Consider the following 26,190-nt stretch of genomic DNA (forward strand, 5'->3'; position numbering starts at 1 on the left):
CGGTGGGAAGGCCATTGTCATTAGCGGTAACCCTGATATATTTCGGCCATCCTTTTGAAGTATTCCGTCAAATAATCAATGCACACCTGCACTTTCAACGGCATTTTATCCTTTTCTGTATACAGGGCATAAACTGGCCGAGGCTCTGAATGATAGTGACTAAACAACACCTCTATATCGCCACACTTAATTTCATTAATCACCCACATTAACGGTGCGTAAGCAATGCCAGCACCGGCTTTAAGCCAGTGGATCATGGTTTGTGCATCATTGGTGACAAAGCGGCCCCGCGGCGAAATTTGGGTTGAAATACCTTCAGGCGCGGTTAATTCGAAGCTGCTATCGGCTCGCAGGCTGTACTCCAACCAAGAAAAATTGACCATATCTGAGGGTTTCTCCGGTGTGCCGTGTTGCGCCAGATAGCTTTTTGCTGCACAGACCACCATCGGCATTGAGCCGAGTCGACGACAGAACAGCCCGGAATCTTGCAGGGTACCAACGCGAATAACCACATCCAGGCCATCGGCGATCAGATCCGGTGCGGGAATACCGGTGACCAGATTGACCGATAACCCCGGATAGGCTTTCAGCATCTCGGCAGTCATGGTCGCTAATACGTTTTGCGCCATGGTGGAGGAGCAGCCAATGCGTAATGTGCCAGTTGGCGTATTATTAAAGGCATAGAGTTGTTCATGAACCTCCTGTACCTCCTGCAACATACGACGACAACCCTGATAATAAATCCGGCCAGCCTCGGTCAGACCAATGCTACGCGTGCTGCGGTTCAATAGCTTGACCTGTAACTCATTCTCCAGTTTGGATACCGTCTGGCTGATTGAGGAAACGCTAATACCGAGCTGCCGTGCAGCTGCGGTAAAAGATCCGCACGCGACCACTTTGGCAAATACTGACATTCGTTTTAATCGTTCCATTGTTCACTCTGGATGAATTGTTAACTTTGGCTTAAAAGTGATTTAGATCACGGATTGTAGATCAGTTGATAATAAGCAGGCTAATATAAGCGTCGGGATCCATAAACCTTTGGTGTTCATCTGCTCCGCCTCAGTCACTCTCACACCATCTACAGACAAGCTTAGCCCTTCAGGCACCTGATGAGGTTTCAGGTTGATGTCGCGATCTCGTGGGTGAGACTTTTCACCAGAGGGCAAGAATCCAGCGGGAGGGTCAACCAACCGATCCCCTAAAACGATAAGGAAAATAGAATGAGTTTGCTTCCGGTGATGGTAATTTTTGGCCTGTCTTTTCCGCCGGTTTTTCTTGAACTGCTGATTTCTTTGGTTTTATTTTTTATTGTGCGTCGTCTGCTGCAACCGACGGGCATTTATGAATTTGTTTGGCATCCGGCGTTATTTAATACGGCGTTGTACTGTTGCCTATTTTATTTAACTTCCCGTTTATTTTCCTAAGGTTACCGTGAGTACATTTCTGACAAAAATAATTCGAATCGGTATCACTCTGATGGTGGTACTGCTGGCTATTATAGCCATTTTTAAAGTCTGGGTATTTTATACCGAATCACCGTGGACCCGTGACGCCAAATTTACCGCTGACGTAGTGGCTATTGCACCGGATGTCAGTGGCTTGATCACCGAAGTGCCGGTGGTTGATAACCAATTGGTACAAAAAGGTCAGGTGCTGTTTGTGATTGACCGACCGCGCTATGAACAGGCGCTGGCGGGTGCGGAAGCTGATGTGGCGTATTACCAAACGCTGACAACGGAGAAACAGCGGGAATCGGGTCGACGGTTGCGCTTGGGCGTACAGGCGTTATCTCAGGAAGAAATTGAGCAGTCTACCAATGTGCTACAAACCGTCAGGCACCAATTGGCAAAAGCGATTGCTGCCCGCGAGTTGGCGAAGCTGGATCTACAAAGAACCACGGTTCGTGCCCCTGCGCAAGGTTGGGTGACCAACCTGAATATTCATACCGGTGAGTTTATTAATCGTGGCTCAACGGTTGTGGCATTGGTGAAGAAAAACACTTTCTATATCCTCGCCTATCTGGAAGAAACCAAACTTGAAGGCGTAGGTCAAGGCGATCGCGTCGAGATCACACCGCTCGGTAGCAACCGCATTTTGCATGGGACTGTGGACAGCATATCCGCAGGTGTGACCAACAACAGTAGCCGCGCTGATAGCAAAGGGTTAGCCACCATCGACAATAATCTGGAATGGGTGCGTCTAGCACAGCGAGTACCGGTAAAAGTGCGTTTGGATGCAGAAGAACAACAGCATCCCTATCCGGCGGGTACAACCGCGACTGTGGTGATTACTGGGCCGAAGGATCGCCAACCTAGCCATGCTTCTGCACTGATCCAACTCATGCATCGCCTGCGTGAGTTTGGTTAAGGGAAATGATGTTCACTAGCCAGAGATTTATCCGCTACCGTTTTGCGTTCAAGCTGAGTTTTGCCATTATTGCGGCACTGTTCCTCGGTTTCCATTTTCAGTTGGAAACGCCGCGTTGGTCAGTGATGACAGCAGCCATTGTGGCCGCGGGTCCAGCTTTTGCCGCTGGTGGTGAGCCTTTTTCTGGAGCGATTCGCCGTCGGGGCTGGTTACGGATTATCGGGACATTTATCGGTTGTATTGGTGGCCTGATTATCATTGTGCTGACCATAAGAGCGCCGGTATTAACGCTGATGTTGTGTTGTATTTGGGCTGGTGTTTGCACCTGGATTTCTTCTCTGGTTAAAGTCGAAAACTCTTACGCATTCGGTCTGGCGGGCTACACCGCCTTGATTATCATTGTCACTATCGGTAAAGCCCCATTGTTGACGCCGCAGTTTGCAGTCGAACGCTGTAGTGAGATCGTACTGGGGATCGTCTGCGCGGTGATGGCGGATCTGTTTTTTTCACCTCGATCGATTAAACAGGACATCGATCGTCTGGTAGATAAACTGCTGGTGGATCAATATCACCTGCTTCAATTATGTGTTTGTTCGGCAGAAAAAGAAGAAATCGATCGTGCCTGGAATGATTTGGTGAAAAACACCACGGCTCTGAAAGGGATGCGCAGCTATCTGATGATGGAATCGTCTCACTGGCAGCGTTGCGATCGCCGCTTGCAGGCATTACACGTCCAATCGTTAGCCATGATTACTCAAGCTTGCGAAACCTATCTGCTTCAGATTAACCAGCCTGATTTGCTAACGGATGAGCTAAAGACGTTGCTCAGTGTACCGGGCAATCGCTGCGGCGATATTCACCGACAGATGAAAATTTTGCGCCAACACCTCGGTGGTAGCCACAGTAGTGCCATACCGCTGACCATCAGCAGTTGGGTGGGTGCTGCAACCCACTATTTATTATTGCTGAAAGGCATCCATACCAATGGCAGCATCAATAGTGTTGAAGAACCGCTGCTAATCACGCAACCAGAGGTAAAAAACACTTCTGCTGAAGGGCACCATGCGATGATCAATGGCCTGCGTACCGGTATTGCTACGGCTATCGGCGGTTTGTTCTGGCTGTGGACTGGCTGGACATCTGGTGCGAGCTGTATGGTGATGATTGCGGTGGTGACATCGCTGGCTATGCGTACGCCAAATCCACGCATGGTGGCAATAGATTTCCTGATTGGCATGTTAATGGCGTTACCGATTGGCGCGCTGTATTTTATGTTTATCCTGCCATCGACACAGCAGAGTCTACTGCTGCTTTGTATCAGTTTGGGTTTACTGGCCTTTATTATCGGAGTGGAAGTGCAAAAACGGCGGCTTGGCTCGTTGGGTACGCTAGCCGGAACCATCAATATTCTGGTATTGAGTAATCCAATGGAATTTAATGTTAGCCAGTTCCTGGATAGTGCTCTTGGCCAGATCGTTGGTTGTTTCGTTTCCTTGATCGTCTTGCTACTGATTCGGGATAACGCTAAGGCGCGAACGGGGCGGACATTATTAAATCGCTTTGTTTACCGTGCTGTTGCTGCTCTGACCCCCAATAAAGCCCAGCTCAGTGATAATCATTTGCCCGCGTTATATCAACAACTCAATCAACTGTTAATGATGTTCCCCGGCGATCTCGCCAAATACCGTCTGGCTTTATTATTAATCATTGCTCACCAGCGCTTAAATAGTGCCAATATTCCGGTTAATGACGAATTGAGCGCTTTTCATAAACAGATTCGTTATACGGCGGATCGAGTGATTACTGCGAAAAATGAGCAAAAACGGCGTGGCTACTTTTTCCTCCTACTACAACAGCTCAATGAATATCAACAGAAATTGATTGATTATCAAGCTCCTGCCAATGTGACCCAACCCGTCCAACATCTGGCTGATGTGTTGCATAAATATCAGCATGCGCTTATTCACTAACCTAATAAGGGGAGTGCGCCTGTTTTCCTAGTGCTATCAAGGGCTATACTCAACCTAAAACTTATTCTGCCCATTAAAATGGCATAGGCGTTAATCTTCCCTCGCGTTTGGGGAGCAGATGCCGATACAGGAGGCCTGAAAATGTCGTCACAAACCTATCTGGATCACCCGCTACAGCAACACGAACTGTTTAAAACTGGCTATTTTGTCGGAGGAAAATGGTATCAGGCGGCGGAAACATTTGATGTAGTTAACCCGGCTACCGGTGAAATGGTTGCTCAGGTGGCAAAAGCGGGTAAACGTGAAACGGAAGCGGCGATTAAAGCGGCTCATGACGCTTTTCCAGCTTGGCGAAAAACACCCGCTAAACAGCGTGCTGAAATCTTGCAACGTTGGTATCAACTGATGGTAGAGAATCGTGATTATCTGGCGGCATTGATGGTTGCGGAACAAGGTAAGCCATTGAAAGAAGCTCTAGGCGAGGTGGAATATGCTGCCAGCTTCATTCAATGGTTTAGCGAACAGGCCAAACGAGCCAACGGCGAGATTATTCCACCGACTAAAGCAGGCTCGCGGATATTTGCCACCCGCGAACCCGTGGGCGTAGTGGCGGCGATTACACCGTGGAATTTCCCGCTGGCGATGTTGACCCGTAAACTTGGCCCCGCGCTGGCAGCAGGCTGTACCGGCTTGATTAAACCCGCCAATAACACACCGCTTTCAGCGTTTGCCTTACTGGCTCTGGCTGAAAAAGCTGGGGTTCCGGCCGGGGTGTTAAACGGTGTAGCCGGTGATACTCAGGCGATCAGTGATGCCATTATGGTCAGCCCTGAGGTGCGCAAAATTTCCTTCACCGGCTCCACCGAGGTGGGCAAGACATTGATGCGTAACGCCGCTGAAACGGTGAAAAAAATCTCAATGGAGTTAGGCGGGAATGCGCCTTATATCGTCTTTGATGATGCCGATCTGGATACGGCGATTCAAGGTGCCATGGCGTGTAAATTCCGCAATGCGGGGCAGGTTTGCGTATGTGTTAACCGTTTTTATATTCAGGATGGCATTTACGAAGAATTTGTCACCCGTTTGGCGACGGAAGTCAAAAAACTGAAAGTGGGTAACGGCATGGATGATGGCGTCAATCTTGGGCCACTGATCAATTCTGCCGGTGTGAAGAAGGTAGAGGAGCAAGTTAAAGATGCGCTGGCGAAAGGCGGACGTTTGTTGGCCGGTGGTGAACGTCATGCACTGGGTGGGAACTTCTTCCAGCCAACGGTGATTGCTGATGCGACTGAAGAGATGAAAGTGGCTGATGAAGAAACCTTCGGGCCATTAGCTGCCTGTTTTCGTTTTACCAGTGAAGAGGAAGTGATTGAGCGCGCCAATAATACGCCATTCGGCCTGGCGGCTTACTTCTACACCCAAAATCTGAAACGGGTATTTCGCGTCTCGGAAGCATTGGAAAGCGGCATGATTGGTGTTAACGAAAGCTCGGTTTCTACCGAGTTGGCACCTTTTGGTGGTGTAAAAGAGTCGGGGTTGGGACGAGAAGGCTCCGTGCTGGGGTTAGAGGAGTTTATGCAAGTCAAAACCCTGCATTTAGGTAATCTGTAAGCCGCACAATAGGTTGGCGCTAATGAGCGTCAGCCGACGCTTTAACCTAATCAATGGGTGAGAAAACCATGAATAAACGTTTGCTGGGTATTCTGGCGGTAGCGCTGGTATTCATTGTTGCGGCCATTCAAGGGAATGAGCGGGGAAGCACGCCGAACAACGAGCGAGTAGCGACTAAAACAAACCAGCATACTGGCCAAAGTGATGCGGATAGCCATAATCAGGCTAGTTCTATTGATCAACTGACGCAACATGATAAAGTTTCAAAATACATTAAACAGAATAATGAGCTACCGGATTTCTACATCACAAAAAAGCAGGCTCGTGAGCAAGGCTGGAACCCAAAAGACGGTAATTTGTGTCAGGTATTACCGGGGAAAGCCATTGGTGGCGATCGTTTCTCAAACCGGGAAGGGATATTACCTAAAGCGGATAAGCGGATTTGGCGTGAGGCAGATGTCAATTATCAATGTGGCCACCGCGGCACAGATCGACTGCTCTATTCCAATGATGGCCTGATCTACCTGACTCGGGATCACTATAAGCATTTCGTTCGAATGGAGTGAAAAATGGTGAAAGTGACCTTTGATTTTGACCATATACCGGATCTTCCCGCGTTTTATCATGTATTTTCGCAGAAATTTGCCCTGAGTGAAGAATTCGGCGCCAATCTGGATGCGCTATGGGATACGGTCACTGGCGGCATCGGTTTACCGGTGGAAATTGAGTTTATTCATCTCAATCACCGCCGGAAACGGCGCTTTGGTGCGATTATTCTGCTATTTGAAGAAGCGGAGGAAGAGCTGTCCGGCAGTTTACGCTTTAACATCGGCTAGTCGGGTACCGGGGCCTGTAACAAGCTCCCGGCCCCGTCCGATCATGACTGCTTCTCGGCAAGATCACGCAGGTACTGGAAGATTTGACGGAATGCTTTCGGTGGCTTATTGGCAGCCTTTTCTTTCTGGGCATTACGAACCAGGCTGCGCAGTTGCTGACGATCAGCATCGGGATACAGTTCCAGTACGGTAGGTACGACGTTATCACCTTCGGCAACCAGACGATCGCGCAATACTTCCAGCTTATGGAACAGCGAAATCTGCTGATTATGGCGATTTTTCAGCTTATCCAGCGCGGTTTGGATCGGCTCGATGTCACGGGCACGCAGCATTTTACCAATCAACTGAATCTGGCGGCGACGGCCTTCTTTCTTGATCTTCTGCGCCAGCTCAATGGCGGCCAACAGATCTTCATCCAGCGGGATTTTATCCAGGGCATTTTTCCCCAGTTCAACCAGCTCGGTACCTAAATCTTTCAGTGCTTCGGCATCACGTTTAATTTCACTTTTACTGACCCAGATAATCTCTTCATCATCTTCGTTTTTTTCTTCTGGGACTTCGTCTAGCCAATCTTCGGGCTGTTTGTTCATGGTGTTATTCCTTAAAAAGAGGCTAATCCTATCAGGTTGTTGGCTTTCTGCGAAATTGTACGCAGATCCTGTTAGACTCAAAGCCATGGCACTCTACATTTTATCCGTGTAAACCGTCGTATTACTACGCCGTCACGGCACTTTTCTGAACGATTATCTCATTAATTATGGCAGATCGATGAAAGTAGTCACTCAAGTTGCAGAACAGCGTAAAACGCTGGAACAGGCTGTTGCACAAGCTTTGGAACTGGCACGCGCTGGTTCGGATGCGGCCGAAGTCGCCGTTACCAAAACCACCGGTATCAGCGTCAGCACCCGCTTTGGCGAGGTAGAGAACGTGGAATTCAACAGCGATGGTGCGCTGGGAATTACCGTTTATCATCAACAGCGTAAAGGCAGTGCCTCCACCACGGATTTAAATCCCGACGCGGTGGCTCGTACCGTGCAGGCGGCGTTGGATATCGCCCGTTACACCTCTCCGGACCCTTACGCTGGCCCGGCAGAACAATCCTTGCTGGCTTTCGATGCACCGGACTTGGACCTGTTCCATCCAGCAGAACTGGATGCCGAACACGGTATTCAACTGGCTGCCCGGGCAGAACAGAGCGCACTTCAGGCGGATAAACGCATCACCAATACTGAAGGCGGCAGCTTTAATAGTCATTACGGTATTAAAGTATTCGGCAATAGCCAGGGTATGTTGCAAAGCTATTGTTCCAGCCGCCATTCGATCTCCAGTAGCGTTATCGCAGAGCACGATGGCGATATGGAGCGAGATTATGCATACAGCATCAGTCGGCGGATGGAAGATTTAGCCAGCCCGGAATGGGTGGGTGAAGAGTGTGCTCGTCGTACCTTATCCCGTTTATCGCCGCGCAAGCTGCCAACGATGAAAGCCCCAGTATTATTCGCTGCTGAAGTGGCTACCGGTTTGTTTGGTCATTTGGTTTCCGCGATCAGCGGCGGCAATATTTACCGTAAATCTACTTTTTTGCTCGATCATTTAGGTAAGCAAATCCTGCCGGAATGGTTGACCATTGAAGAGCACCCACACCTATTACGCGGACTGGCGTCTACGCCATTCGATAGCGAAGGGGTTCGCACTTCGCAGCGTGATATTGTGAAAGATGGCGTATTACAAACCTATCTGTTGACCAGCTATTCTGCGCGTAAATTGGGGCTGCAAAGTACCGGCCATGCTGGTGGTATCCATAACTGGCGCATCGCGGGTCAAGGCCTGGATTTTGACGGTATGCTCAAGCAAATGGGTAAAGGTCTGGTGGTGACTGAATTGATGGGGCAAGGTGTTAGCACCGTCACGGGAGATTATTCTCGTGGTGCCGCCGGTTTCTGGGTTGAGAATGGCGAAATTCAGTTCCCGGTAAGTGAAATTACTATCGCAGGTAATTTAAAAGACATGTTGCGCCATATGGTGAGTGTGGGCAGCGATATTGAAACGCGCAGTAATATTCAGTGTGGCTCAGTATTATTGCCAGAAATGAAAATTGCCGGAGAATAACCGATTATCTATTTTTGCATAGCTAACCACGGTTAATGGTTTTAGGTTTCACAAATGATTTAAATGGCTAGTGGCAATTGTCCCTAGCCATTTTTATGCTCAAATTTTCAGTGTTTTACAAAAATAACATTGCCAGTTCTACTCTCTTACACCTATGTTTAGAGGGATACATAGTACTAACAATAATTATAAGGAATGTGAGCATGAGTCAGAAAATTAAGGTATTGGTTGCCGCTATGCTATTGAGCGCCAGTACTTTCGTCATGGCCGCAGACATTGCGGAAGACATGGATACCATTGCGACAAACTATGGTGCTGTCCTGAAAACCGATTCAATTGACCGCTTTAAAGAAGGTTTACAAGGGATGCGCGTCGCCGCTCTGGATGCACAAAAAGGCATACCGAGCAAATTGAGCAGCAAAGGACCAGATAGTGCGGAGGTGAAAGATTTTCGCCACGGATTAACCATACTAATTGATCAGATCGATCAATCTCTGGCATTAGCTAATCAGGGCAAATTGGAGGAAGCGCGGAAAGTCGCGCAGGAATTCAAAGTTACCCGCGATGTTTACCATAAGAAATACCGCTAATCGGTTGTCCTCCAAGCGAATAAAAGGGGAACAGCTCGTCGAGCTGCCACCCTTTACTGATTTATCGCATGGTACGGCTAGCGATAATGGTTTTCAACGCTAACATTAGCGGTGAAATTCACCAGCAGCTTCTGGCTGATAGAGTAATTCCAATACGGTAATACGAGCCTCGTCTCCGCCCGGCAGCGTCCAGTTGATTTCATCATTGACGTGCAGCCCAAGCAGCGCCGCCCCCAGTGGTGCCATCACTGATATTTGCTCACTACTATCTTTCAGCGACGCAGGGTAAACCAGCGTACGAATATGCTCTTCCTCGCTGTTCAAATCACGAAAACGCACCCGGCTGTTCATGGTTACCACATCAGCAGGAATCTCTGATGGTGGTAAAATGTCGGCACGATCAAGTTCTTCATTTAGCGCATTGGCAATAGGACTATCAGCAAAAGCAGGTTGTGCCAACAACGCATCCAAACGTTCGGCGTCCAGCTCGTTAATCGTGATGCTTGGCTTGGTCATACCACTCTCCAATTCAAGTACAGAAAACATAAAAACAACACCCCCGCACCAGAGGAGAGGGGGTGTTAGAAAATATCAGATTATTAGTCTGATACTAGGCGTTTCCGAAGAGAAAAGAAAGAGATCTGGATCACGGAGCATTTTTGGCGTGGCGGTAACGGACCATCGACGATTTTAAATGACTCACTTGAACTTCAATTTTAAGGCCTGTAGATATTCAATATCAATGAAGGGACTGTATTTGCAAAAAGATGATTAAAGTCCCAATTTTAACTAGTTTATTTTTACTTTCACAATAATACTTTGCTTTATATGTTTATAATTAAAAATGTACTTGTTGGTGCGGGTGAGATTTATCTAGAGAATACATTGGCTGAATTCCTAAATGCGGCGTATCTAATTAAAGATAATTTTTTTTGATATTAATATTTGGTTTTAATCTGTTATCATAGCAATGATAAAGGTGAAAAAGGCTAGTATATAACCCATGGACAATAACAGGATGGATAATGTATTACTACATGCCTTTTGTTTTTAGTTTAATCGGTTCCTATTTTTTCCTTAAAAAATACAAGCTAAGTAATAAGTTGATGATCTACATGCAGATATTATTTATATCTGTAATGTCTACTTTTTTATACATGATTTCACACGATATATCACATATGTATGAGTTGGTTAGTATCAATAAAATATCAGATTTATTGATATTCTCGACGTTGACGTCTTTGTTCATCTTTATCATTCATCTTTTAATTAACAATAATCGTATCAAAGGGAGCTAATATGATTAAATTAAATAATGAAGAAATGAGCTGTGTTTACGGCAGTGTCGATAATAGACAAGTTATTAAAGATATCCTTATTGATAGTGTGCTAGGTGCGGGTTTTGGCGCGCCTGGTGGTCCCCCTGGAATGTTGCTCGGCGCAGGGCTTGGCGCGAGCCAATCAGTGATTCATAGCGCGATAAATCATGGGCCAGTTGATGTTAAGATCCCGACGGTGCCAATGGGGCCAATATGGAATGGTAGTGGCGTAAATATTATGAAAAACACATGGGTTCCAGGATTCGGAAGCAAGGTGAATATGTATTGATTTTGATATTTGTTTTAATAAAAACTAATGGGTAAATAAAATACTTATTTAAAAGATGGTTTAATATGGTTGTGAATTTATTTGAATATTTAATATAAATGAATTCTCACCGTTGGCTGGTGTTTGCCAGCCTATTTTTAGTGTTCAAATAAATAAATTAATATACTCATCGCCATGATCAATAAAGTACTGGTTAATTTTTTATTATTTGTCGATAATAGATCTAAAAATGCAGAACCATCTCATATAATTAAATTTCAATCTAATTAAAAACCATATCTGCAATTATATACTCAATGGACTCCTTGTCGAATAACCACACTTATTGGCTTACCGATATTCTTCTGACGGTATATTATTCTACTTTCCCCAACGTTTAGAGATATAAAATTGCAATATTAAAGGCATCCGATTGATTGTTTAGGGAGAGCCTAAGCCCTCCCGTTATAGCGTGTGACTGGAGATATTATTGCCAACCATAGCGGCGAACAAACCAGCCTTTCACGAGTTGCGTCGTCACCATGTAGCCAGTCAGAATCACGATCAACCACGGGAAGTAGCTGAGCGGTAGCGCCTGCAATTGCAGGAATCCTGCTAACGGTGAAAAGGTCAAACCGATACCCGTGACTACCACGGCTAGCGTCATTAGGCACAGTGGCCATGAGGCTCGACTTTGAACAAACGGAATCTTTCTGGTGCGAATCATATGTACAATTAATGTTTGCGATAGGAGGCCTTCAATAAACCAGCCTGACTGGAATAATGTCTGCATCTCTGGTGTGTTAGCCTTAAATACCCACCACATTAGCGAGAAGGTCAATACGTCAAAAATTGAACTTATCGGGCCAAAGAACACCATGAAGCGCCCAAGATCTTTAGCGTTCCAGCGCTGAGGCTGGGTTAATTGTTCTTCATCCACGTTATCGAATGGGATCGCGATTTGTGAAATATCATACATCAGATTTTGTACCAGCAAATGCAGCGGCAGCATCGGTAGGAAAGGTAAAAATGCGCTAGCAATCAGTACGCTAAACACGTTGCCGAAGTTAGAACTTGCTGTCATTTTTATGTATTTCAGCATGTTGGCAAACGTCCGCCGTCCTTCAATTACCCCTTGTTCCAGCACCATCAGGCTTTTTTCCAGCAAGATGATATCTGCTGCTTCTTTGGCAATATCTACCGCCGAATCTACGGAGATACCGATGTCAGCCGCGCGTAACGCGGGTGCATCGTTGATACCGTCGCCCATAAAACCAACAACATGACCTGCGCTACGTAATGTCTGCACAATACGTTCTTTATGTAGCGGTGTCAGTTTGGCAAAGACGGTTGTTGTGCGAGCGGCGGTGGTTAATGCTTCATCACTCATTTGTTCAATATCGTTGCCGCACAACACCTGCTCGACGGAAAGACCTACCTCTTTGCAGACTTTCCGTGCCACCAATTCATTATCGCCGGTAAGAATTTTTACGGTAATACCGTTCTGTTTCAGTGCGTGTAGTGCCGGAGCCGTACTTTCTTTTGGCGGATCGAGGAAGGCAATATACCCTTCCAGAATCAGGTCGGACTCATCGGCTACGCTGTAGTCCTGATGATGGATTGCCGGTAAGATTTTATTGGCGACGGCGACAACTCGCAGGCCTTGCTGGTTTAAGTCGTCGGTAATACGACGAATACGGCTGAGTAATACCTCGGTCAGTGGAATCACGTCATCGCCCTGACGGACATGGCTGCAAATGCTCAGCATTTCTTCCAGTGCACCTTTGCAAATCAGTTCGTGATAGTCATCCTGAGTTGCGACGACCACCGACATTCGGCGGCGTTCAAAATCAAACGGAATTTCATCCACTTTTCGATAGCAGTTTAATGCCGCACTGGCATCGGATTCTGCCATCGCGCTGAGAACCGCCACGTCTAGCAGGTTTTTCAGGCCAGTCTGGTAATGGCTATTCAGCCAGGCGTAGTGCAAAACTCTTTCGCTGTTAGCGCCAAAGACATCGGTATGGCTTTCCAGTACGATTTTATCCTGTGTCAGTGTCCCGGTTTTATCAGTACACAGAATATCCATCGCCCCAAAGTTCTGAATCGCATCTAGACGTTTGACGATAACCTTTTGCTTTGAAAGTTTGACGGCTCCTTTTGCTAAGGTTGAGGTCACAATCATTGGCAGCATTTCAGGCGTTAAACCGACGGCGACAGAAAGCGCAAACAGCGCCGCTTCCCACCAGTCGCCTTTGGTAAACCCGTTGATCAGTAACACAATAGGTGTCATCACCAACATAAAGCGGATTAGCAACCAACTGACTTTACTGATGCCACTTTGAAAAGCATTAGGCTGCTCATCTTGGTGGGTAACCCGTTCTGCTAGCTGACCAAAATAAGTTTGATTACCAGTGCCGATAATGATGGCCAATGCTGATCCGCTGATCACATTGGTGCCCATAAAGCACAGAGTATCGCGCTCTAATGGATTAGATTCATCGGGATAACGACTGGTGGCGGTTTTTTCTACCGGTAGAGATTCACCGGTCAGCGCCGCTTGGCTGATAAATAAATCTTTAGCCAGTAGGATCCTGAGATCTGCGGGGATCATATCGCCAGCGGAAAGCTTGATAATATCGCCGGGCACTAGCTGGGAAATCGGAATTTCCCAGAGTTCGCTTTTCCCGGTTTTATCATCACTACGAATGGCGGTCGCGGTGTTGCTGACCATGGCTTTTAACGCATCAGCCGCCTTGTTGGAACGGGCTTCCTGAATAAAATGCATCAGCGTGGAAATCAGCACCATCATACCAATAACTAATGCGGCGGTAAGATCTTCTGTTGCATAAGAGATCAGTGCCAGCAGCGTAAGCAGTAAATTGAATGGGTTACGATAACAGTGCCACAGGTGAAGCCACCAAGGTGCAGCTTGCTGATTTTCAATGGTATTTTCACCACAGCGTAGGCGGATAGCGTTGACTTCCGTCTCGGTTAACCCCTCGGGATGGCTACCAAAGCGATCGTAAAGTTGTTGCGATGTTTCGTTGGCACAGTGCAGACGTTGTTGTGCCAGTTCAGCTGGCAGCTCTTTGGCCATGCCTTTTTTAGGCAGGCCATCCAACATGGTTTCGCGCCGGATCAGGCGGCGTGGCAGATTGCGGCTCAATGCATTAAGCATTTGCCGGGCAAGATTTTTTACTTTCATCGTACTGAACCTGATTACATCCACGACAAAACTGCCGTGGTAATGGCAAAAGTATTGCTAAGCAGGAACGAGCGAAATTATGACACGTTACTGCCTACCAGATTATTTTCCGGTAAGGCAGCAGCGAAAACGGAGCATGACCTTACCGGTGCCACCCTAAGGGGGCCGATTGGGGGACGGGGTCCACTGGGTATTAACCTCCGGTAAGGAAAAAAAATAGGGTAGGCGCTACGCGACTTCCACCCGCACATAGAAACCTTTACGGTATTTTTTATGGCGTAAAGGTAGGAAAATACGGTGTCTATAGGCATTATTGCCTTGATCTATCTTTCAAACCGCAGCGCCTTTACTCACCTCGGCCAGTCGTAGGCTAAGCTCACGAATGACGACTTTGTTGCGGTGTGAAATCTAGCGGTATTTCATCTTTAACACTGTTGATTGCAGAAGAAATAACCTTTCTATTATCAAGGTAAAACCTAATAATCGTCCTAGTTTATACTTTTCAACCTAAACGTTAGGTAAACCATGCAAAGCCGTTTGACGATCAAAGATATTGCCCGTATGAGTGGTGTGGGGAAATCCACCGTATCGCGGGTTCTGAATAATGAAGGCAGTGTTAGCCCACAAACTCGGGACAGGGTTGAGGCGGTGATTCGTCAGCACGGTTTTACACCGTCTAAATCTGCCCGGGCAATGCGTGGCCACAGCGATAAAGTGGTGGGTATTATTGTTTCCCGTCTGGATTCTCCCTCTGAGAATCAGGCGGTACGCACCATGTTGCCGCTGTTTTATCAGCAAGGCTATGATCCGATTTTAATGGAAAGCCAGTTTGATGCCGAGCGGGTTACTGAGCATCTCAATATCTTGCGGCAGCGTAATGTCGATGGCGTCATTGTGTTCGGTTTCACCGGGTTAAGTGCCGAAATGTTGATACCGTGGCAGGAAAAACTGGTTGTGCTGGCGCGAGAATATCCTGGATTTTCGTCTGTTTGTTATGATGATGATGGTGCCGTCAGCCTGTTAATGGATAAGCTGCGCAAGGCGGGTCATCAGCATATTAGCTATATTGGCGTCCAATCTTCTGATGCCACTACCGGTATGCGCCGCTATCAATCCTATCTGAATTACTGCCAACGGCATGGGTTGACGCCGACGGTCACGCTAGGAGAACTCAGTTACCAAAGTGGTTTTCAGCAAGCCTCTCAGGTGATCAAACCTGATACTTCGGCGTTGGTTTGCGCCTCAGATACTATTGCACTGGGCGTGAATAAATACTTGCAGCAGCAGGGTAAGCAACATATTCAAGTGTGTGGGATAGGGAATACACCATTGCTTAACTTCCTGTTTCCTAATTCTTTTTCTGTTGAATTAGGTTATGGTAGTGCTGGTGTTCAAGCCGCTCAGCAGTTGCTCGGCCAGCTAAATAATGGCTTGGCGATCCAACAGATCATCATCCCCGGAAAACTGATTTGATCGATCGAATCAACGTATTTTTGCTGGTTATATCAGCAATAAAAGGCGTTAAATTGTGATCTTCAACACAGCATGGGAACGTTCCCATTCCATAAGTGTAGATCAGTAGCTAATCTTTAATGAGCTACTAATTTAAATCTTGGTGTGTCTGTCCCGGCAAATGATCGCGGTTTCCCACCTTATGAAAGGTATGTTGAAATGAGCAAAGTAAAGCAACAAGACATCGACCAGCTGATCGTATTGGTGGGTGGCAGAGAGAATATTGCCACTGTCAGTCATTGTATTACCCGGCTACGTTTTGTCCTTAACGATCCGCTTAACGCCGATCCTAAGGCGATTGAAGATCTGCGGATGGTTAAAGGTTGTTTCACTAATGCAGGTCAGTTTCAGGTGGTTATCGGGCCAGAAGTGGATGATTACTATAAGGCGTTGATTGCTACCATTGGTCATGCCGAAGCCGATAAACAGCAAACCAAGCTGGCTGCCCGACAGAATATGACTTGGTTTGAACGCGGAATTTCCCATTTCGCTGAAATTTTCTTCCCGTTATTGCCCGCATTAATCAGTGGCGGTTTAATTCTTGGTTTCCGTAATGTTATTGGTGACATTCCAATGTCCGGTGGCCAGACATTGGCACAAATGCATCCGGCCTGGAAAACCATTTATGACTTCTTATGGCTGTTGGGCGAGGCTATTTTCTTCTACTTGCCAGTGGCTATCTGTTGGTCAACAGTTAAGAAAATGGGGGGGTCGCCAGTACTGGGTATCGTACTGGGCGTTACGCTGGTATCACCACAGTTGATGAATTCTTACCTGTTAGGACAACAATTACCTGAAGTGTGGAATTTTGGCTGGTTTACCGTTGAAAAGATCGGTTATCAGGCGCAGGTAATTCCATCAATTCTCGCCGGTTTGGCTCTGGGCTGGATTGAAGTCAATCTGAAGAAAATCATTCCGGCTTATTTGTATTTAGTTGTTGTTCCGGTGGTTTCTCTATTGCTGGCAGTGTTCCTGGCGCACACGCTAATTGGGCCGTTTGGTCGCATGATCGGCGACGGTGTGGCATGGGGCGTCAAAGCAGTGATGACGGGCAGTTTCGCACCCATTGGTGCGGCATTGTTTGGCTTCCTGTATGCGCCGTTGGTGATTACCGGTGTACATCAAACGACGCTGGCCATTGATATGCAGATGGTACAAAGCATGGGCGGTACACCCGTTTGGCCATTGATTGCGTTATCCAATATTGCGCAGGCATCGGCGGTATTGGGCATCATTATTATCAGCCGCAAAGTTAATGAACGTGAAATTTCGGTGCCTGCGGCAATCTCTGCCTACCTTGGCGTAACCGAGCCAGCCATGTACGGAATTAACCTGAAATATCGTTTCCCGATGCTGTGTGCGATGGTGGGTTCAGCGGTTGCTGGCCTGATTTGTGGTTTAAGTGGTGTGATGGCCAACGGCATTGGTGTCGGTGGTTTACCGGGAATTTTATCAATCAAGCCGCAGTTCTGGCTAATCTATTCACTAGCGATGTTGGTGGCAATTATTATTCCGCTAGGGCTGACTATTTTGGTTTATAAACGCAAAGAAAGCCGTGGAGAACTGCCGGTTTGATTAGCGTGATGCCCTGTTGACGTTTGGCGGGGCAATTTTTCAAATGAATAAATGAATAAGAGTCTCTGCTATGAATAATCCTATTCCCTGGTGGCAAAACGGTGTCATCTATCAGATTTACCCAAAAAGTTTTCAGGACAGTACTGGCAACGGTTACGGTGATTTGGCTGGCGTCACGCAGCGCTTGGACTATATTCGTCAATTGGGCGTTGATGCCATCTGGTTAACGCCGATTTATCTTTCGCCACAGGTAGACAACGGTTACGACGTAGCTGATTACTGCGCTATCGATCCTGCTTACGGCACCATGGATGATTTTAAAGCCTTTATACATGCAGCCCATCAGCGTGGAATTCGCATCGTGATGGATATGGTGTTTAACCATACTTCCACTGAACATGCTTGGTTCCAGGCGGCGAAAGATCCTGCCAGCCCGTATCGCCAGTTCTATATTTGGCGCGATGGTGAAGGAGAGCAATTACCTAATAACTGGCGATCCAAGTTTGGTGGTAACGCTTGGCAATGGCATGCGGAGAGTGGCCAGTATTACCTGCATTTATTTGCACCAGAGCAGGCTGACCTGAACTGGGAACACCCGCCCGTGCGCGATGAACTGAAAAAAGTTTGTGAGTTTTGGGCAGATTTAGGTGTCGATGGACTGCGGCTGGATGTGATTAATCTGGTGTCCAAGCAACAAGATTTTCCTTCTGATCCCACGGGTGATGGGCGTCGTTTCTATACTGATGGCCCACGAATCCATGAATTCTTGCAAGAGATGAGTCGGGAGGTATTCCAACCACGCGGTTTAATGACTGTTGGTGAAATGTCTTCCACCCATCTGGAACATTGTCAGCGCTATGCGGCATTAGCCGGTAATGAATTGTCGATGACGTTCAATTTCCACCATTTGAAAGTGGATTATCTGAACGGTGAGAAATGGTCGCTGGCGGAGCCGAATCTGGTTGAACTGAAAGAAATTTTCCGTACCTGGCAACAAGGTATGCATAACCGGGCGTGGAACGCTTTGTTCTGGTGTAATCACGATCAACCACGCATCGTCTCTCGTTTTGGTGACGAAGGCTCGTTGCGCGTACCCGCGGCTAAAATGCTGGGGATGGTATTGCAGGGTATGCAAGGCACCCCATATATCTATCAAGGGGAAGAGATTGGCATGACCAATCCGAGTTTTTCCACTATCGAACAATATCGGGATCTAGAAAGCCTGAATATGTTTGCTGAATTGAGTGCATCAGGGTGCCAACCTGATGAGTTATTGGCTATTTTGGCTAGTAAATCAAGGGATAACGGGCGCACGCCGATGCAATGGGACAGCAGTGCTAATGCCGGTTTCACTGTAGGGACACCATGGATTTCACCTTGTACTAACTATCCTGAAGTTAATGTCAGTGCCGCTTTGGCAGACAAAAACTCGGTGTTTTACGCTTATCAGCGGCTGATTAGCTTACGCAAACAGCACGATATTTTCACCTATGGAGATTATCAGGATCTTTGCCCCGAGCATCCGAGCCTATGGTGTTATCTACGTAGTTGGCGTAATCAGCGTTTGTTAGTGGTAGCAAACCTGAGTGATAAACCGGTGCAGTGGCAATCTGGCGATCTGGAACGAGGCAATTGGTCCTTGCTGATGAGCAGTTATGACGACAGTCAATCGCAGCCGGAATCTCTGATGTTGCGTCCGTACGAAGGAATCTACTGGATGAAAGATTGATCGATAAAACCAGGGGTTTTTCTCAGTGAGTTGTCAAATCAGGCAGGATGAACGGATAAGACGTTAATACGAGGTTAATGACAAAGTGCTCGCAGCGGTGAAAACAGGCAGATCGTCAAGACGCCGTGAATACGTCCTTGTCGGCTCGTTCCGCGCCATTATTGGCGCGGGCGCTTGACTCTTCTACCTGTTTCCCCCACCAGAGATCGCTGGATCGAGGTTTTTCAGCCGTTATTGGTACTGATACTGAGTCGGATTAACGACGCACGGCGATAGCTTCGATCTCGATTTTCACGTCTTTTGGCAAACGCGCCACTTCAACGCAAGAACGGGCCGGGAATGGTGCGTTATGTTCAGTAAAGAAAGCTTCATAGGTCGCATTGACTGTGCTGAAATCATTGAGGTCTTTAACGAATACCGTAGTTTTAACGATATCAGCAACTTTCAGGCCTGCGGCTTCAACAATGGCTTTCACGTTTTCAAGAGACTGACGAGCCTGAGCTGAAACGTCATCTGCAACCGCGCCAGTTTTTGGGTCTACTGGGATCTGGCCGGAAGTGATGATCATGCTGCCCAGATCAACGCCTTGAACATAAGGACCAATGGCGGCAGGGGCGAGCTCAGTGCTGATAATGCGTGACATATAGACTCCTGGTTAATGTGTAGCGGAAAGGGATATCAATTTATCTTCGCTATTATAGAGCTGAGGTGAATTACAGCAACCCAGGGACATAAAATGGGTGCGGTGCCTCACAGTCCCCGCCGCATAAAATCCTGCAATGTTAATCTCTTTGCCGCGATCAACCTTGTAATACCACCTGATGGTCGAATTCTTTCTCGCAGTATTTGCACTTCAGCAGTACTTCATCCTGCTGCTTTTTCACTTTAAAGCTGGAGTCTACCGGCTCATTACGACTGATACAGTTACTGTTAGGGCAAGTGAGCACACCGTCAATGTGGTCAGGCAGACTGAGGGTCAGTTTTTTCACCACGTTATAATTATCAATGCGATTTACTGTGGCGTGAGGGGCATACATAGCCAGTTGGTTAGCCTGCTGTTCTGTCAGGAAAGTATTCTCAATCTTGATGAGATCTTTACGACCTAGCTGATTGGATGGCAAATTTAAACCGATAGTGATGCGTTGGTCTGTGGCGGTCAGTTTGAACAGTGATAACAGCTTAAACCCGATTTGTGCCGGAATATGGTCAATTACAGTGCCACATTTAATCGCTTCTACCTGAAGTTTGTAATCCTGAGTCATAGCTTTCCCCTTAAAGAGCCAATTCAGCGTTTAAAACCAGCGCCAGCAATGCCTGACGTGCAAATATCCCGTTGCCAGCTTGTTGGAAATAGTAGGCATATGGCGTTTTATCCACATCAGCTGTGATTTCATCGATGCGTGGCAGCGGGTGAAGGATTTTCAGATGTTCACGGGCGTTGTTCAGATCCGCTGCGCGCAGCACAAACTGAGCTTTTACGTTAGCGTACTCAGAGGGATCGAGACGCTCTTTCTGTACTCGGGTCATATACAGAATATCCAGCTCCGGCACCACTTCCTCAATGCTGGCATGCAGACTGTACTGGATGCCTTTTTCTTCCAGCATTTTCAGAATATAGGCAGGCATGGCCAACGCATCTGGTGCGATAAAGAAGAAGCGGTTACCGTTAAACTTGGCTAGCGCTTGCGTCAATGAGTGAACCGTGCGGCCGTATTTCAGGTCACCCACCATCGCGATATTAATGTTATCCAACCGGCCTTGGGTTTCCTGGATGGTGAACAAATCCAGCAAGGTCTGGGTGGGATGCTGGTTGGCACCGTCGCCAGCATTGACCACGGGTACGCCGCCGGAAAACTCGGCCGCCAGACGCGCGGCACCTTCTTGCGGATGACGCATGACGATGGCATCAACGTAGGTACTGATGACAGATAGAGTATCTGCCAGCGTTTCCCCTTTCTTACCTAACGAGGTATTGCTGCTGTCAGAAAAACCCACCACAGAAGCACCCAGGCGATGAATCGCGGTTTCAAAGGAGAGGCGGGTACGGGTTGACGCTTCAAAGAAACAGCTGGCGATCACTTTATGTTTCAATAGCTCAGGCTGCGGATGATTTTTCAGGCTGGCGGCGGTGCGTAATACCAGCTCAAGATCCCCGCGGCTCAGATCGTTAATTGAGATAATATGTTTGTGATACAACGGATTGGCCATGTTTCGCTCTCCTCTGTGCTAGCCCGTGGCGTTGGGCTGAACCTGATATGTCATTCGGGTTAATGTATAATTCGCGTATTATTTGAAATCTGTTTACCGATCCGCAGACAAAAAAAAGCCCCTCAATGAGGGGCCTGATAAGATCGGTTTAGCAACGGCAGAAACCACGGCAGTTGGCTGCCAACAGGCAGACGATTTTGTCGATTTTCAATCTGATGATATCCAACAAAACACTCGCGGTTTTTCATGGGTTCTCCCGGCAAATTGTGGCGAATTATACGCGCAGCTGTGTTCTCTGCAAGCGCTAATATGCATATTTTTAAAATTAGCAAACGATTACCTTTGGTGCTGTAGGCTTTTATTGGCGGGAGTGGATAGATAGAACAACGTTGGAGTGAAAGCAGAGTGGCGGTATCGGTCAATGGAAATGTCGGGTGTTGTGGAACGATGATTGCGGCTAGTACATCAAGCCGCAATCATTGTTATCAATCTTCATCAAAGCCGGAATTAAACAGCTCAATAACTGCTGCAAGGGCAGAAATTTCATCCGCCCCAGTGGCTTCCACTTCAATTTGCCGGCCTTTGGCTGAATCAAGCATCAACAAGGCGATGACGCTACTGGCTTCGGCTTCGGTACCACTGTCATTGCGTAGTATCACTTCAGCGTCAAAACTCTGAACCAGCTCGAATAATTTCATCGCTGGTCTGGCATGCATACCCAGTTTATTTTTGATCTCGACTGTTTGTTTGACCGTCATTATTTACGTTTTTCCAGAGTACGGTGACGGGACTGAACATTTTTGCCCCGAGCCCGGAAGTAGTCGGCAAGTTGCTCGGCAACATATACCGAACGGTGTTTACCGCCGGTACAACCAATGGCTACCGTTAGATAGCTACGGTTATTGGTTTCCAGCATCGGCAGCCATTGTTCCAAATAACTGCGGGTCTGGTAGATAAAATTATGTACTTCCGTATGACGATCGAGGAAGGCGGCAACCGGACGATCCAAACCGGTCATCGGACGAAGTTTTGGATCCCAGTGCGGGTTCGGCAGAAAACGCACATCGAAGACATAATCAGCATCAATGGGTAAGCCGTGTTTAAAGCCAAAGGATTCAAACACCATCGTTAATTCGCGCTCGCGTTTCCCAAGTAGGCGAGTACGCAGCATTTCAGCCAGTTCATGTACTGACATTTCCGATGTATCGATAATTAAGTCAGCTCGTGAACGCAGGGGTTCCAGTAGCGCACTTTCTTCATCGATGGCACTTTCCAATGAGAGATTTTTATTGGAGAGCGGATGCAGACGACGGGTATCGCTGTAACGGCGGATCAGCGTGTTGCGATCGGCATCCAAAAATAGCAATTGTGGAGAGAAACTTTCCGGTAATTGTGCCATGGCATGCTCAAACACTTCCGGTGATTCCGGCATATTACGGACATCAATGCTTACTGCTGCGGAAATGTTCAGATCAGCAAGTGTTTGCGCCAGTTGTGGCAACAAGACGACGGGCAAATTATCGACACAATAAAAACCCATATCTTCAAGGGCACGTAAGGCAACAGACTTCCCGGAACCGGAACGGCCGCTGACAATCATCAGCACCATGTGGCAACTCCCCTGGCTATCTCAATGGCGTCTGACGCCACAATTAGAAACTTTTATTCCGGCATACTTGCCGGAATCCATCATTGGAAAATAATAAACCACAGCTAAACCTACATAAATATCATAGGCTTTCTGCTGGTACCTCGGTGATGATTTGATAAAGTTCCTCATCACTTTGTGCTGCACGTAAGCGCCGGCATACGGTTTTATCAGCTAATCGTTTGGCGACTAAAGATAAAGTGTGTAAGTGGGTTTTACATTGATCGGCTGGAACCAGCAAGGCAAATAACAGGTCAACCGGTTGATTATCAATAGCATCAAAAGCGATAGGTTGATCGAGACGAATGAAAACGCCAACGGCGCGCAGTGTATCCTCTTCCAGCTTGCCGTGAGGGATGGCAATACCATTGCCAATACCGGTACTGCCCATACGTTCGCGGGTTAGCACAGCATCGAACACGACCTGTGGCGGCAAGTTAAGCTGCTTGGCAGCAAGCTCACTAATAATTTCCAATGCCCGTTTTTTACTGGAGCACTGAACGGAGCTTTTGGTGCACTCGATATTTAATACCGAGTCTAATTGCATTGCTAAATCGTTGGTCATCTCATCTTTCACTTAAGCGCTGTTTCACTCCCGATACCGGCGGCAGGGAATCCCATGTCACCGGTTCAGGTAATGTAGCGCGACTGGCTACAGTGAGTGAAGAACCTTTCCCTTTAGACAACATGTCTGGTGGTTATTGTGTTCTTAATGTTGCTTTAATTTATCTTTATGTTTGTTTAGTTGGCGGGCTAATTTATCAATCAGACCATCAATTGCCGCATACATATCCTGGTGTTCCGAGGTTGCATGCAACTCTCCTCCATTAACATGAACCGTCGCTTCGGCAATTTGTTGTACTTTCTCCAAACTTAGAACGACATAGACCTGATTAATTCGATCAAAGTATTGCTCAAGCTTGGCGAATTTTGTGGTGACAAATTCGCGTAAAGGTTCGGTTATTTCGACGTGATGTCCGGTAATGTTGAGTTGCATAGTGTCTTCCTTCTCTGTTCGGGTCAAACCAACTGTTTACGTTGGTTAGACGGCGGGATGGATAACGACTCTCGGTATTTCGCGACGGTTCGCCGTGCCACCATAATACCTTGTTCGCAAAGTAGGGTGGTCAGCTTACTGTCGCTAAGTGGTTTAGCAGGATTCTCTGCCGCCACTAATTTTTTCACTAATGCCCGGATTGCCGTGGAAGAGGCTTCGCCTCCGCTTTCGGTATTTACATGGCTAGAGAAAAAATACTTTAGCTCGAAAATGCCCCGAGGACTATGCAAGAACTTTTGCGTCGTCACACGAGAAATCGTCGATTCATGCATATCCACGGCCTGAGCGATATCAGCCAGCACCATGGGTTTCATATATTCTTCACCGTTTTCAAAGAACGCGGTCTGTTGCTCGACAATGCAACGGGCAACTTTCAATAGCGTCTCGTTGCGGCTTTCCAGGCTCTTGATCAGCCACTTCGCCTCCTGCAAATGACTACGGATAAACTGACCATCGCTGTCATTGCGCGCACTGCCGCCCATTGCCGCATACTGCTGATTGATTTTCAGCCGTGGAATGCTATCAGCGTTCAGTTCTACTACCCAGCCACTATGCTCTTTACGTACCAGAACGTCAGGAATGACATACTCAGACTCACCGGTATTGATCGATTGGCCTGGGCGTGGATCCAATGATTGAATCAGTGTAATGGCTTCTTTAAGTGTATCTTCTTTTAAACGACTCAAGCGGATCATTGTGCGGAAATCATGGTGACCTAACAGATCCAGATAATCGCTCACAATCAGCTTGGCTTCAGCCAAATAAGGTGTTTCTTTCGCATACTGCGACAACTGAACCAGCAGGCATTCCCGCAGATTACGCGCCGCAACGCCAATAGGATCAAAATGCTGGATGCGCTTGAGTACCGCCTCCACTTCGTCAAGCGTCAGGTTGTCATCGCCCATGCTTTCCAGAATATCTTCCAGTGGCACGGTGAGATAACCAGTGTTATCTACAGCATCAACGATTGAGGTGGCGATAGCGCTATCGGTTTCAGAGAACGGCGTTAACTCTACCTGCCACATCAAATAGTCTTGCAGGGTTTGCGTGGTTTCGCCCTGATAAACCGGCAGTTCATCGTCGCTATAATCGTTGCCCATTCCTGACGGCGTGCCAGCAGTGTAAATTTCATCCCAAGTGGCATCCAATGGCAGCTCTTCGGGCATATCTTTTTGTTCAAGAGCTTCTCGGGTATCCAGTTCGTCCCGATCTTCAATCTCTTTGGCATCGACTTCTTCGTGAATATCCGTTTGCTCAAGCAGTGGGTTGCTTTCCAGCGCCAACTGAATCTCTTGCTGAAGTTCAAGCGTAGAGAGCTGCAACAAACGGATGGCTTGTTGGAGTTGGGGGGTCATTGCCAGTTGTTGGCTAAACCTGAGTTGCAAACCTTGCTTCATAGTATTAAGTCAACGTCCCTTAATGAATAACGAGCCAAAAAGACTAATATCAGAGGCGGAATTCTTCGCCTAAATAGACGCGCTTAACCTGTTCATCAGCCAGGATATCCTGCGGTGTGCCGTGGGCGATTAAATGCCCCTGACTCACGATATAAGCGCGTTCACACACATCCAGAGTTTCCCGCACGTTATGATCGGTAATCAGTACACCCAGACCGCTGTCGCGTAAATGCTCGATAATTTTCTTAATATCAATCACAGAAATAGGATCGACGCCGGCAAAAGGTTCATCCAGCAAGATGAATTTTGGGTTGGCTGCCAATGCGCGGGCAATTTCTACCCGTCGACGTTCACCACCGGATAACGATTGACCCAAGCTGTCGCGCAAATGGGTGATGTGGAACTCTTCCATCAACTCTTCAGCACGTTCTTTACGCTGCTCAGTGGAGAGATCGTGACGGATTTCCAGCACCGCCATAAGATTGTTATACACGCTCAGACGGCGGAAGATAGAGGCTTCCTGCGGCAGATACCCGATACCGCGGCGAGCGCGTTCATGTAATGGCAGCAGGCTGATATCTTCGTCATCAATCACGATACGCCCAGCGTCACGTTGAACAATGCCGACAACCATATAAAAAGTGGTGGTTTTACCCGCCCCGTTGGGGCCAAGCAGGCCAACAATCTCACCGGAGTTCACTTTCAGGCTAACGCCGTCGACCACTTTACGGCCTTTGTATGCCTTAGCCAGCTTTTCTGCGATTAATGTTGCCATAAATG

Annotated in this window: 25 protein-coding genes; 12 read left to right on the top strand and 13 right to left on the bottom strand. The window is 47.4% G+C overall.

Annotation, left to right across the window (positions count from 1 at the left end; all coding sequences use genetic code 11):
* Positions 1–20: 20 nt before the first annotated feature.
* Complete coding sequence (gene aaeR, locus DJ39_RS03550; protein ID WP_004719344.1) at positions 21–932, bottom strand: HTH-type transcriptional activator AaeR; 912 nt, start codon at positions 930–932, stop codon at positions 21–23.
* A gap of 291 nt (positions 933–1,223) precedes the next feature.
* Here aaeR and aaeX point away from each other — a divergent pair, with 291 nt between their 5' ends.
* The 6 genes from aaeX to DJ39_RS03580 all read left to right on the top strand — a co-directional run bounded on the left by aaeX (position 1,224) and on the right by DJ39_RS03580 (position 6,787).
* Positions 1,224–1,427: a p-hydroxybenzoic acid efflux pump operon protein AaeX gene (gene aaeX, locus DJ39_RS03555; protein ID WP_004719342.1), complete on the top strand. Its 204-nt coding sequence runs from the start codon at positions 1,224–1,226 to the stop codon at positions 1,425–1,427.
* 7 nt (positions 1,428–1,434) lie between these two features.
* A complete protein-coding gene (aaeA, locus tag DJ39_RS03560) occupies positions 1,435–2,370 on the top strand; it encodes a p-hydroxybenzoic acid efflux pump subunit AaeA (protein WP_004719341.1) in 936 nt (311 codons plus the stop codon).
* An 8-nt stretch (positions 2,371–2,378) separates the two neighbouring features.
* On the top strand, positions 2,379–4,340 hold the full coding sequence (aaeB, locus tag DJ39_RS03565) for a p-hydroxybenzoic acid efflux pump subunit AaeB (protein ID WP_004719338.1): 1,962 nt from the start codon (positions 2,379–2,381) through the stop codon (positions 4,338–4,340).
* Between the two features lie 141 nt (positions 4,341–4,481).
* Positions 4,482–5,951 carry an NAD-dependent succinate-semialdehyde dehydrogenase gene (locus DJ39_RS03570; protein WP_004719335.1) on the top strand — a complete coding sequence of 490 codons (1,470 nt, stop codon included), beginning with the start codon at positions 4,482–4,484 and terminating at the stop codon, positions 5,949–5,951.
* Positions 5,952–6,019: 68 nt separating this feature from the next.
* On the top strand, positions 6,020–6,517 hold the full coding sequence (locus DJ39_RS03575) for a ribonuclease (RefSeq protein ID WP_038241277.1): 498 nt from the start codon (positions 6,020–6,022) through the stop codon (positions 6,515–6,517).
* Positions 6,518–6,520: 3 nt separating this feature from the next.
* Positions 6,521–6,787: a barstar family protein gene (locus tag DJ39_RS03580; RefSeq protein ID WP_004719331.1), complete on the top strand. Its 267-nt coding sequence runs from the start codon at positions 6,521–6,523 to the stop codon at positions 6,785–6,787.
* 41 nt (positions 6,788–6,828) lie between these two features.
* Here DJ39_RS03580 and yjgA read toward each other — a convergent pair whose 3' ends face one another.
* Positions 6,829–7,377, bottom strand: coding sequence for a ribosome biogenesis factor YjgA (gene yjgA, locus DJ39_RS03585; RefSeq protein WP_004719329.1), 549 nt, complete (start codon positions 7,375–7,377; stop codon positions 6,829–6,831).
* 178 nt (positions 7,378–7,555) lie between these two features.
* Here yjgA and pmbA point away from each other — a divergent pair, with 178 nt between their 5' ends.
* Together pmbA and cybC are read left to right on the top strand one after the other, a co-directional pair.
* Entirely contained in the window at positions 7,556–8,896 is a 1,341-nt protein-coding gene (gene pmbA, locus DJ39_RS03590; protein ID WP_004719328.1) for a metalloprotease PmbA, read from the top strand.
* 203 nt (positions 8,897–9,099) lie between these two features.
* Entirely contained in the window at positions 9,100–9,486 is a 387-nt protein-coding gene (gene cybC, locus DJ39_RS03595) for a cytochrome b562 (RefSeq protein WP_038241200.1), read from the top strand.
* 105 nt (positions 9,487–9,591) lie between these two features.
* Here the strand turns inward: cybC and rnk are convergent, their stop codons facing one another.
* Positions 9,592–10,002, bottom strand: coding sequence for a nucleoside diphosphate kinase regulator (gene rnk, locus DJ39_RS03600; protein ID WP_004719324.1), 411 nt, complete (start codon positions 10,000–10,002; stop codon positions 9,592–9,594).
* 786 nt (positions 10,003–10,788) lie between these two features.
* Here rnk and DJ39_RS03610 point away from each other — a divergent pair.
* Positions 10,789–11,097, top strand: a complete 309-nt coding sequence (locus tag DJ39_RS03610) for an E492 group microcin (protein ID WP_004719321.1) — start codon at positions 10,789–10,791, stop codon at positions 11,095–11,097.
* A 466-nt stretch (positions 11,098–11,563) separates the two neighbouring features.
* Here DJ39_RS03610 and mgtA read toward each other — a convergent pair whose 3' ends face one another.
* Positions 11,564–14,284 carry a magnesium-translocating P-type ATPase gene (mgtA, locus tag DJ39_RS03615; protein WP_004719319.1) on the bottom strand — a complete coding sequence of 907 codons (2,721 nt, stop codon included), beginning with the start codon at positions 14,282–14,284 and terminating at the stop codon, positions 11,564–11,566.
* A 525-nt stretch (positions 14,285–14,809) separates the two neighbouring features.
* Between mgtA and treR the strand changes: the two genes are divergently transcribed.
* The 3 genes from treR to treC all read left to right on the top strand — a co-directional run bounded on the left by treR (position 14,810) and on the right by treC (position 19,100).
* Entirely contained in the window at positions 14,810–15,757 is a 948-nt protein-coding gene (gene treR / locus DJ39_RS03620; protein WP_004719317.1) for a trehalose operon repressor TreR, read from the top strand.
* A gap of 198 nt (positions 15,758–15,955) precedes the next feature.
* Positions 15,956–17,371, top strand: coding sequence for a PTS trehalose transporter subunit IIBC (treB, locus tag DJ39_RS03625; protein ID WP_038241190.1), 1,416 nt, complete (start codon positions 15,956–15,958; stop codon positions 17,369–17,371).
* Between the two features lie 70 nt (positions 17,372–17,441).
* The gene (treC, locus tag DJ39_RS03630; protein WP_004719312.1) at positions 17,442–19,100 is read left to right on the top strand and encodes an alpha,alpha-phosphotrehalase; all 1,659 of its coding nucleotides are present in this window, start codon (positions 17,442–17,444) and stop codon (positions 19,098–19,100) included.
* A 256-nt stretch (positions 19,101–19,356) separates the two neighbouring features.
* Here the strand turns inward: treC and ridA are convergent, their stop codons facing one another.
* From ridA to lptB, 9 genes are all read right to left on the bottom strand, one after another.
* On the bottom strand, positions 19,357–19,743 hold the full coding sequence (gene ridA, locus DJ39_RS03635) for a 2-iminobutanoate/2-iminopropanoate deaminase (protein WP_004722408.1): 387 nt from the start codon (positions 19,741–19,743) through the stop codon (positions 19,357–19,359).
* A 157-nt stretch (positions 19,744–19,900) separates the two neighbouring features.
* Entirely contained in the window at positions 19,901–20,362 is a 462-nt protein-coding gene (pyrI, locus tag DJ39_RS03640) for an aspartate carbamoyltransferase regulatory subunit (RefSeq protein WP_004722407.1), read from the bottom strand.
* A 10-nt stretch (positions 20,363–20,372) separates the two neighbouring features.
* On the bottom strand, positions 20,373–21,308 hold the full coding sequence (gene pyrB / locus DJ39_RS03645) for an aspartate carbamoyltransferase (RefSeq protein ID WP_004722404.1): 936 nt from the start codon (positions 21,306–21,308) through the stop codon (positions 20,373–20,375).
* Positions 21,309–21,793: 485 nt separating this feature from the next.
* Positions 21,794–22,066, bottom strand: coding sequence for a PTS phosphocarrier protein NPr (gene npr, locus DJ39_RS03650; RefSeq protein WP_038241188.1), 273 nt, complete (start codon positions 22,064–22,066; stop codon positions 21,794–21,796).
* Positions 22,066–22,917 carry an RNase adapter RapZ gene (rapZ, locus tag DJ39_RS03655; RefSeq protein WP_004722401.1) on the bottom strand — a complete coding sequence of 284 codons (852 nt, stop codon included), beginning with the start codon at positions 22,915–22,917 and terminating at the stop codon, positions 22,066–22,068. The genes npr and rapZ overlap by 1 nt, the downstream gene beginning before the upstream one ends.
* A gap of 121 nt (positions 22,918–23,038) precedes the next feature.
* Positions 23,039–23,521, bottom strand: a complete 483-nt coding sequence (ptsN, locus tag DJ39_RS03660; RefSeq protein WP_038241186.1) for a PTS IIA-like nitrogen regulatory protein PtsN — start codon at positions 23,519–23,521, stop codon at positions 23,039–23,041.
* Between the two features lie 144 nt (positions 23,522–23,665).
* A complete protein-coding gene (gene hpf / locus DJ39_RS03665) occupies positions 23,666–23,953 on the bottom strand; it encodes a ribosome hibernation promoting factor (RefSeq protein ID WP_004722398.1) in 288 nt (95 codons plus the stop codon).
* A 23-nt stretch (positions 23,954–23,976) separates the two neighbouring features.
* A complete protein-coding gene (rpoN, locus tag DJ39_RS03670; RefSeq protein ID WP_004722396.1) occupies positions 23,977–25,410 on the bottom strand; it encodes an RNA polymerase factor sigma-54 in 1,434 nt (477 codons plus the stop codon).
* Between the two features lie 49 nt (positions 25,411–25,459).
* Positions 25,460–26,185 (bottom strand): LPS export ABC transporter ATP-binding protein, encoded by a 726-nt coding sequence (gene lptB, locus DJ39_RS03675; protein ID WP_004722394.1) that lies wholly within the window; start codon positions 26,183–26,185, stop codon positions 25,460–25,462.
* Positions 26,186–26,190 lie beyond the last annotated feature (5 nt).

The sequence above is a fragment of the Yersinia ruckeri ATCC 29473 genome (genome assembly GCF_000754815.1).
Taxonomy (GTDB): Bacteria; Pseudomonadota; Gammaproteobacteria; order Enterobacterales; family Enterobacteriaceae; genus Yersinia; species Yersinia ruckeri.